The organism is Peptoniphilus sp. DNF00840, assembly GCF_001553125.1.
Taxonomy (GTDB): domain Bacteria; phylum Bacillota; class Clostridia; order Tissierellales; family Peptoniphilaceae; genus Peptoniphilus_A; species Peptoniphilus_A vaginalis.
In genome coordinates this window covers 6,760-9,601 of record NZ_KQ960238.1, presented here as the reverse complement: position 1 = coordinate 9,601, position 2,842 = coordinate 6,760, and the positions used below count along the sequence as shown (strand labels likewise).

General features: G+C 37.2%; 2 protein-coding genes. One reads left to right on the top strand and one right to left on the bottom strand.

Annotated features, from left to right (window positions below; genetic code table 11):
• Positions 1-422: 422 nt before the first annotated feature.
• Complete coding sequence (locus HMPREF1864_RS06475; RefSeq protein WP_062572001.1) at positions 423-614, top strand: hypothetical protein; 192 nt, start codon at positions 423-425, stop codon at positions 612-614.
• Positions 615-1,133: 519 nt separating this feature from the next.
• Here HMPREF1864_RS06475 and HMPREF1864_RS06470 read toward each other — a convergent pair.
• Positions 1,134-2,219 carry a M24 family metallopeptidase gene (locus HMPREF1864_RS06470; RefSeq protein WP_062572000.1) on the bottom strand — a complete coding sequence of 362 codons (1,086 nt, stop codon included), beginning with the start codon at positions 2,217-2,219 and terminating at the stop codon, positions 1,134-1,136.
• Between the last annotated feature and the right edge of the window lie 623 nt (positions 2,220-2,842).

The following is a 2,842-nucleotide window of genomic DNA, read 5'->3' as shown; positions in this document are numbered from 1 at the left end:
CCCCGAGCGGCAGCCATCCTAAAAATTCAAAACTTGCTCGCTTCAAACTTTTAAAAACTAAAAATAATTTATCAATAGAGTCAGAAGTTACTTGACTCTGTTTTTTATTTGCGATCTTCGCGTGAACCTAATCAAGTCAAAGTTCGCTACGCTCCTTTTCCTTGTAAGGTTCATCGGTTGAGCAATAAATTGCTCAAACACATTGAATTTTTTAACGGCTGTCTTGCCTTACGGGGTTTCTCAAGCCTTAGTCTACGGTTTTACCTCTACAGTGTTTAAAACTTATGCTGAGTTACATAACTTAAGGTTACAACTTTATAAAGTTTTGTATTAAAAGAAGCTTAATTTTTAAAAGATTAAGTTTAATGTTTGATTGAAAATCATTTGTATTATACATATAATGACTTTAAGGAGCTGATGGTATGTCTAAATCAAAATTATCTCTTAATATGAAGAAAGAAAATGATGTTGATAATAAATTAGAAGAAGATAGAATGTTTGAAGATGCAAAAAAGTTTGTCCATGAGCACATTGATGCTTTCAAAACTTTAGGAGAAAATTCTGATAGGATAATGGATAAGTATGACGAGGCTTTTAAGAAGTTAGGGAAGTAAGGGTTTTGTAAAATTTTTTATGGCTGTCTTGCCTTACGGGGTTTTTCAAGCCTTAGTCTACGGTTTTACCTTAACACGATTTCAAATTTATGTAAGATCACTTAAACAAACCTAACAAAAAGAATAAATCGTTGCATTAAAAGAAGCTTAATCAAATTCGATTAAGCTTTATTTTTTACAACTTTCTATTTAGTTATGAGTTTATGGGAGTGCCCCAGCTTGTTGAAGTGTGATGAGGTCGTAGCTTTTGCCAATAAATCGCAAGCTAATAAGACAGTAAGCAAAAAGGCTGGAAGCGTTAAAAATTTTCAATGTTTGAACGTCAGTGAGTTTTTGAAAATTTAGCTGGAAGCCTTTTTGCGTATTATTGGGTCGGGCCCCTGCCAGGGCGATGGGGTCAGGGGGGAGGTTTAAGGAGGGGGTCAGGGGCCTCGCCCGCCCCTGGCTCCCCCTCCTTAGAAAGAAATGTAAAAGCATAAGCTTTTAATAAAATTTTTTAAAGAACTCTTCTTTAATCTTTTATTCTACTGGCACTACTCTCAAGTCTTTGGAGACTTTGTTTAAAACCTCGCACCCATCTTTTGTTATTAATACTAGGTCTTCTATTCTTACTCCTATTCCTTCGTCTAATAGATAGATTCCTGGTTCTACGGAGAAGATTTGTCCTTCTTCTATTATGCTGTCGTTGACTGATGATACGTCGCCTGCTTCGTGGGTTTCAAGTCCTATGGAGTGGCCTGTTCTGTGGGTGAAGTATTTGCCGTAGCCTTTTTCTTCTATATAGGATCTTGCTGCCTTGTCTACGTCTGACATTTTGTTGCCTGGTTTTGCTGCAGCGATTCCTCTTAGGTTTGCTTCTTTTACTATTTCATATATTTCTCTTGCTCTGTCACTTACCTCACCAATGAATACTGTTCGTGTCATATCTGATGCGTAATTTTTGTACATTCCTCCAATGTCTAGGACTACGCAGTCGCCTAGTTTGCCTTTGGTGTTGTCTGTGAAGTGGTGGGGGTCTGCTGCTGATCTGCCATAGGCTGTGATTGGTTCGAAGGAAACTTCTTCGACTCCATGGGCCTTGTAGATTTCTTTTAGTTTTTGGGAAAGTTCTTTTTCGCTTAGACCCTTAACAACCCAAGGGATGATGTCTTCCATTACCTTGTCGTTGATGGCTGAGGATTCACGCATTAGTTGTTTTTCTTCTTCGTCTTTTATTCTTCTAACTGCGTCTACTATTGTGGATCCATTTACATATTTTTTGTCTGGGAAGATTTCTTGAAGTCTTAGAAGGAACTTAGCTGACCAAAATTTGTCGATTCCTATGACTTCATCGTTTTTTATATATTTGGAAAGTTTTTCAATTCCATCTTCTATATCGTTGTACCAAATATAGTCAAGACCTGCCTCTTCTTCTTGTGGGAAAAGCTCGTTGATTAGAAGCTTTATGTCTCCGTCCTTGTGTATGTAAAGGGCGAGGGCTCTTTCGCCTGGCTCTATCATCCTATCAAGGAGATAAAATATTGCGTAGGGGTCTGAGATTATCATGTGGTGAAGTTTGGCTTCTTCCATTTTTTTTATAAGTCTATTAATTCTATTTTTGTGCATAGTGTGTACTCCTTTTCTTTTTTTCAAATATATCATAAATTTGTTTTTATATCCAATTAAAGATAAAGGGTGAATTTTTATTAAATGAAGGTTTTTGTAAAGCTAAGCTTTAATTCTTATTTTTTATTTTAAAATTTTTCTTTGAGAAGTTTTATTAAAAGCTGAAGCTTTTATGATTTTTTCTAAGGAGGGGGAGCCAGGGGCGGGCGAGGCCCCTGACCCCCTCCTTAAACCTCCCCCCTGACCCCATCGCCCTGGCAGGGGCCCGACCCAATAATACGCAAAAAGCTCTCCGACTAAAAATTTCAAACTCGCTTCGCTCAAACAGTGAAATTTTTTTAACGTCTCCGAACTTTTTGCTTACAACCTTATTAGCTAGTGGCTTATTGGCAAGAGTTATAATCTCATCACACTTCAGTAAGCTGGGGCACTCCTGTAAGCTCATAACCAAATAGAAAGTTGTAAAAAGATAAAGCTTAATCGTTACTGATTAAGTTTTTTTGATGTGCAAGTTTTTAATTGTTGTTAGGTTTGTTTAAGTAAGTTAGCATAAATTTGAAATCGTGCAGAGGTAAAACCACTAACTTATGGTTGAGAAACCCCGTAAGGCAAGACAGCCGTTA